Genomic DNA, 6,275 nt, shown 5'->3' with positions numbered 1-6,275 from the left:
CTTCTCGCTGCGGGATCTTTTTCCCAAGTGGCTCCGCCACGAGGGAAAAAGCTGTCCTCGCGAGAAGAACGCTGAGGTTCCGCCACCCGACCACCTCACCAGGCCGAGAACAAGAACATCCACTCCATGAGGCCGTCCTCATGGAACGTTCACGATGGGCTCAGTCTGGGCGTCGAGGGTTCACCTCATGGATGCCGAGCGGGAGACCGAGCCGGTGCCCACCCGGGACGCGGCGACGCGGGTGCGCACGGACTACGCGACGCGGCCGATGCGCGCCGCCGGGCTCGCACCGGAACCGCAGTCGGGCAACGGCTGGGCGATCGTGTTCACCCTGGTCGCGCTCGGCGTGCTGGGAGTGCTGGCGGTCGTTCCGGGCACGCTCGGCGGCCCCGGTGAACTCGGCTGGCACGGGCTGCTCACGTTCCTCGTGTTCGCGGTGGCGGTCGGCGGCTGGATGAGTTCCCGGCTCGACGACACGTTCGTCGCGGTCGCCGCGGCCGTGCTGCTGGTCCTGTTCGGGGTGCTGGATTCCGAGGACGTGTTCGAACCGCTCGGCGAGGACCAGATCTGGTTGCTGATCGCGGCGTTCATCCTGGCCGCCGGGATCAACGCGACCGGGCTGCCCGCCCGGCTGTCGGTCGCCCTGGTGGCCCGCGCCCGCCGGCCGCGCGGACTGTTCCACCTGATCACCGCTTCGCTGGTGATCACCGCGCTGCTCGTGCCGAGCACCAGCGGGCGGGCGGCACTGGTGCTGCCCTTCTACCTCACGTTGGCCGCGGCGTTCGCGGCGCGGGAGCGGCTCGTGCGGGCGCTCGCGGTGCTGTTCCCGACCGTGGTGCTGCTCTCGGCCGTCGCCAGCCTCGTCGGGGCCGGGGCGCACCTGGTGACCAGCGAGATCCTCGCGAGCACCGTCGACGTGCGCATCGGGTTCGCGCAGTGGCTGTGGTGGGGGTTGCCGTTCGCGGTGGCGAGTTCGCACCTGGCCGCCGAACTCGTGCTGGCGCTGTTCACCCGCCACGCCGATCGCCGCGCCCCGCTGCGGGTCGACGCCGAGGCCCTGCGCTCGCAGCTGGAGGTGCCGGAGCGGATGCGGCGCGACGAGATCCGCGCGGCGGCGCTGCTGGGCGTCGTGGTGCTGCTGTGGAGCACCGAGCCGCTGCACGGCCTGTCCCCCGCCCTCGTCGCGCTCGGCGGCGCGGTGCTGATCACCTCACCCCGGCTGGGCACGGTGCGCTTCGGGGAGGCGCTGTCCGAGATCCCCTGGTCGCTGTTGCTGTTCATGGCCGCCACCGGCGCGCTCGGCACCGGGTTGACCGAGTCCGGCGCCGCCCAGTGGGCCGTGACGAGCTTCCTTAGCGGGGCGCCGCGTTCGACCGTGCTGCTGACGGTGGTGGTCCTCAGCGTCGCCGCGCACCTGGTGGTGCAGTCCCGCTCGGCGCGGTCCTCGGTGCTGATCCCGCTCGTCGTGCCCGCCGCGCTCGCCGTCGGCATGAATCCGGTGGCGCTGGCGTTCGCCTCGACGGCCGCGGCCGGTTTCTGCCACACCCTGCCGTCGTCGGCGAAACCGGTCGCGATGTTCGCCCGGATCGAGCAGGCGCCGACCTTCGCCCCGCGCGATCTGCTGAAGCTCTCCGCGCTGCTCGGGCCGGTGATGGTCGTGCTGGTCCTGCTGTTCACCCGCTTCGTCTGGCCGACGCTCGGCCTGGACCTCGACTGAACATTCCACGATGGAGGAAACCATGTTCCGCTTTCTCGTCGCTCCCACCGGGTTCAAGGAGTGCCTGGACGCCGAGGCCGTCGCCGCCGGAATCCGCACCGGCATCCGACGGGTGGTCCCGGCGGCCATCGTCGACACCGTCCCGCTGATCGACGGCGGCGAAGGATCCGCCCGCATGCTGGCGAAATCGACCGGTGGCGAGTTGGTTCCGGTGACCGTCACGGGGCCGGTCGGCGACCCCGTCGAGTCGCACTTCGCGCTGCTGGGCGGGACCGAACGGGGGACCGCGTTCGTGGAAGTGGCGGCAGCGGCGGGACTTTCCCTGGTGCCGCGGGGAAAGCGCGATCCGGGCCGCACGTCGAGCCGCGGTGTCGGCGAGCTGATCGCGGCGGCGCTGGACACCGGCGCCGAGAAGATCGTCGTCGGTTGCGGTGATTCCGGGATCTGCGACGGCGGTGCGGGAGCGTTGCAGGCGCTCGGAGTGCGCGTGCTCGACGACTCCGGTCACGACGTCGGCCCCGGCGGGGTACCTCTGCGCCAGGCGCGGCTGATCGACGCCGACGGCCTGGACCCACGACTGTCCGAAGTGGACATGGTGGTGGCGGTCAACCCGAAGAACGTGCTGAGCGGCCCGAAGGGCGTCGCGCACGTCTACGGCCCGCAGAAGGGCGCGTCCCCGGCGCAGGTCGCGCGGCTGGCGGCGGCGATGCACCGCTGGGGACTGCTGCTGCGCAGGCACAGCGGTACGGACTTCGCCGAGCTGCCCGGCGGCGGCGCCTCGGGCGGGGTCGGCGCGGGACTCGCCGGGGTGCTCGGCGCCCGGCTCGCGTCCCGGTTCGACGTCTTCATCGAGAGCACCGACCTGGACCTGCGGCTGCGCGCCGCCGACCTGGTGCTCACCGCCGAAGGCGCCATCGACGCCTCCACCGCGCTCGGCAAGATCCCGTCCGAGGTCGCGCGCCGCGCGAAGCGCCAGGGCAAACCGGTGATCGCGTTGTGCGGCACCATCGGCCCCGGCGCCGAGAGCAGCTACGACACCGGGATCGACGCCTACACGGGCATCCTCACCGGCCCGGTGGCGCTCGCCGACGCGATCGAGAGCGCCCCCGAACTCCTCGCCGACGCCACCGCCCGAACCCTCCGCATGCTCCTGGTCGGCCGCACCCTGCGAGCAGCGGCCTGACCCCGGCGAAGGGACGTGCGAGGAGATCTCACCGACGTGCGCCCCGGCTCGTGGTCGTCTTTCCGTCGGCAGAGCAAGCACGCCCGGACTCCCGCTGAGCGCGGACGCACGGCGGGGACGGCCACCCGCCGTGCGTCCGCAGTGCGGAACGCGCTCTCCGGTCGCTCCCGGCGAATCAGCTCTCGTCGCGCCCGGTCGCCCGTCGGGTGGTCACCCCGCGCAACGACCGGCTTCGGCGAGCGGCAGCGCGGTGAAGGTCAGCTTCTCGTAGGCGCCGGCGGCGCCGTTCTCGGCGAGGACGCCGACTCTCCCGTCGGGGAGCATCGCCATCGCCGAGTAGGCCGCCGGGCCCGGGTGCAGCCGCGTCCCGTCCGACCAGTTCTCCCCGTCGTCGCAGCTGATCCGCACCGTGAGGTCGGTCCGGTCCCGCGAGTTCGCGGGGTTGCTGAACAACAACCGCTCGTCGGATCCCCGCGGGTCGACGCGGATCACGTCGGCGTTGACGCCCGGATCGGGCAGGCCGGGAATCGCCGCGGGCTTCCCGAAGGTGATGCCGCCGTCCTCGGACACCGCCCGCAACCGCTGCCCGCCGTCGACGTCCCGGACGTTCTGCACGACCTCGCCGGTGGACAGCTCCACGGCCTTGTTCTCGTCGGTGCCGCCCGCCAGCGGTTCGCCGGAGCGCCAGGTCTCGCCGTGGTCGTCGCTGTAGATGTTCGCGGCGTGGTGCTCGCCCGCCGCGTCGCGCACGACGATCGGCTGCAGCAACCGCCCGCCGGAGAGCTGCACCCCGTGGCCGGACGAGGCGAAGATCCCCGCCCACTCCGGCGCTTTCACCTGCTCGTTCAGATCGATCGGTGCGCTCCAGGTGCGTCCGTCGTCGCTGCTGGTCAGGTGCCGCACGTGCACGGTTCGCGGATCGGTGGCGTCGGCGGAGCCGGGTTCGGATTCCTGGAACCCCACTTCGCCGTGGCTGAAGGTGCAGAACAGGTGCACGCGCCCGGTGGCCCGGTCGGTGAGCAGGCTGGGATCGCCGCAGCCCTGCGGCGCGGGGTGATCGACGACGGCGCGGGGTTCGCTCCAGGTCGCGCCGCCGTCGGTGCTGCGGCGCACCATCGTGTCGATGTCGCCGGGCAGGTCACCGGGACCGTCGTTGCGCCGGTCGAAAGCGGCGATGACCGTGCCCCGCTCGGTCACCGCGAGGGCGGGGATGCGGTAGGTCACCGCGTCGGTGCTCACGGCGAGGTCCACGCCGCCGGGCGCGGCGACGGCGACGGGACCGGCGAGCAGCGCCAGTGCGGCGGTCGCCGTCATCGCGGGCAGGGCGCGGCGGCGGGTGCGGAGGATGCGAACCACGTGCGGCTCCAGTCGTGTCGGTGTCGGCGTTGACGGCCACGAGGTCGAACGTTGGACGTCGGATGTCCAGAGTTGATGAAGCTAGGCCATCGACGTCGAACCTGTAAAGCCCCGGACTCCCGCCACCGCCGCGCGCCGTACCGGCCGAACAACGGCGGGGAGGAGGTCACCCTCCTCCCCGCCGTCTCGGCGAGGCCACGAACCTGGTGCCGCAGAGCCGTTTCCGGGGCGGCGCAAGGCGTTCGCGGCACCGGCGATCAGAACACGGTGCCCGCGTCCTGGGCGATCAGCTCATCGGTGGCCCGCTCCGCGACGGCCGCGATGGTCATCGACGGGTTGCAGGCCGCGCTGTTGCCCGGCATCAGCGCCCCGTCCAGCACGTACAGCCCGCGATGCCCTTGGACCCGGCCGGCGAGGTCGCAGACGATGCCCATCGACGCACCGCCCAGCGGATGCCAGGTGTTGGGCACCAGCGAGGTCGTGTCCAGCCGGATGTTGCCCTCCCCGGCGATCCGGGCGACCCGGTCGTCGATGATCCGGCTCAGCTCGGCGTCCGCGTCGCGCGGCCAGTCCAGCACCGCGTCGTCCTTCGCCGAGTCGTAGACGAACTCGCCGCGCCCCTGGCTCACCCCGTAGCCGACGAGCATCGTGGTGCGCAGGTTCGGCGTCGGGGGCAGCGAGGCTTGGATGACGGTGTTCGCCGTCGCCGGGTCGCCCCACTCCAGGCTGCCGTAGACGACGGGGCCGCCCTGCGGAGCGCCGAAGTCGTCGGCGAAGTTCGTCCAGGTGTAGATCCGGTCCCCGTTGGAGCCCCAGTTCGTGCCCAGCCCGTCGGGCATGTCGGGGATCTGGTCCTTGGCCGCCGCGCGCATCAGCAGCTTCGTGGTGTTCGCGGTGCCCGCCGCCATGACCAGCGCACCGGCCGTGATGATCTTCTTCTCCAGCACGGTGCCGTCGCTGTCGATGCGGTCGACGTGGACCTCCCAGCGCCCGTCCTTGGCCATCGCCACGTCGGTGACGTTGTGCTGGGTGGCGACGGTGACGCGGCCCGTCGCCTCCGCCTGCGCGATGTAGGTGACGTCGACGGAGTGCTTGCCGCCGTTGTTCACGCCCATGCTGCAGTCGCCGTTGGTGTAGGACGGCTTCATCTCGCCCGCCAGCTCGCGCAGCGCGAAGTCCCAGTCGATCGGCATCGGGATCTTCGAGAGGTCGTACCCGGCCGCCTCGGCGTTGCGCGCGAACACCCGCGAGGGCTTGTACGTGGTGCTGTTGATCAGCTCGTCGGGCGCGGTCTGCAGCTTCAGCATCTCGGCGACGCGCGGGTAGTGCTCGCGGGCCATGCGCGCGTAGTCGAGCTGCTCGGGCATGTTGGCGTTGAACACGTCCGCGGCGGGCTGCAACGTCATGCCCTGGTAGACCAGCGATCCGCCGCCGACGCCCGCGGCGCACATGATGTCCATGCCGTTGCCGGGGACCTGTTCGATCAGCCCCGTGTAGGGGGCGAACGGCATCAGCGGCACCCCGAACAGCGAGGGCGTGGAGCCCAGCCAGGACAGCCGCGAGTCGGGGGCCAGCGGGCTCGGGAACGTGTCGGCGTTCGGGCCGGTGGGCCAGCGGCGCCCGCGTTCCAGCACCAGGACGGGCAGCCCGGCCTGGGCGAACCGCAGCGCCGTCACTCCCCCGCCGAAGCCGGAGCCGATGACGACGACGCGGTGTTCCTCGCGGGTCACCGGGACCCGGTTCACGGCGGCGAGGGCGTGCGGGGTGCTGAGCGCGGTCAGGCCCGCGGCGACGGCTGCTCCCTTGAGTGCGGAACGGCGGCTCAGTTCGGGCATCGGCTCTCCTGCGCGGTGAGGGCGTGTCGCGGAGTTCGCGGACCGCCGGGTGACGGCCACGGCCCGGAGCACGAGCGGTCTTCGCTGATCAACGGGCGTGGCGGGTCGGAAGTGTAGGGAAGGAAACCGAGAGAGAGAACCGGTCGACGATCTCACTACGCACGGGTAACATCTTCCGACGTGC

Annotated in this window: 4 protein-coding genes; 2 read left to right on the top strand and 2 right to left on the bottom strand. The window is 72.0% G+C overall.

Features of this window, described 5'->3' with window-relative positions:
- Positions 1-187 precede the first annotated feature (187 nt).
- Both ACWD38_RS25780 and ACWD38_RS25775 read left to right on the top strand, forming a co-directional pair.
- A complete protein-coding gene (locus ACWD38_RS25780) occupies positions 188-1,717 on the top strand; it encodes an SLC13 family permease (protein WP_246456957.1) in 1,530 nt (509 codons plus the stop codon).
- A 22-nt stretch (positions 1,718-1,739) separates the two neighbouring features.
- Entirely contained in the window at positions 1,740-2,900 is a 1,161-nt protein-coding gene (locus tag ACWD38_RS25775; RefSeq protein ID WP_246456958.1) for a glycerate kinase family protein, read from the top strand.
- Between the two features lie 210 nt (positions 2,901-3,110).
- On the opposite strand, the gene ACWD38_RS25770 is transcribed toward ACWD38_RS25775, so the two are convergent.
- Positions 3,111-4,256: an exo-alpha-sialidase gene (locus ACWD38_RS25770; protein ID WP_184480382.1), complete on the bottom strand. Its 1,146-nt coding sequence runs from the start codon at positions 4,254-4,256 to the stop codon at positions 3,111-3,113.
- Positions 4,257-4,513: 257 nt separating this feature from the next.
- Positions 4,514-6,091 carry a GMC oxidoreductase gene (locus ACWD38_RS25765; RefSeq protein WP_450125093.1) on the bottom strand — a complete coding sequence of 526 codons (1,578 nt, stop codon included), beginning with the start codon at positions 6,089-6,091 and terminating at the stop codon, positions 4,514-4,516.
- Between the last annotated feature and the right edge of the window lie 184 nt (positions 6,092-6,275).

It is taken from the genome of Saccharopolyspora sp. NPDC002578 (assembly GCF_053592695.1).
This window is presented reverse-complemented; position numbering and strand designations above follow the sequence as displayed.

Coding starts and splice junctions, on each gene's coding strand:
- ACWD38_RS25765 (WP_450125093.1), bottom strand. CDS start 6,091: ATGCCCGAACTGAGCCGCCGTTCCGCACTCAAGGGAGCAGCCGTCGCC.
- ACWD38_RS25780 (WP_246456957.1), top strand. CDS start 188: ATGGATGCCGAGCGGGAGACCGAGCCGGTGCCCACCCGGGACGCGGCG.
- ACWD38_RS25775 (WP_246456958.1), top strand. CDS start 1,740: ATGTTCCGCTTTCTCGTCGCTCCCACCGGGTTCAAGGAGTGCCTGGAC.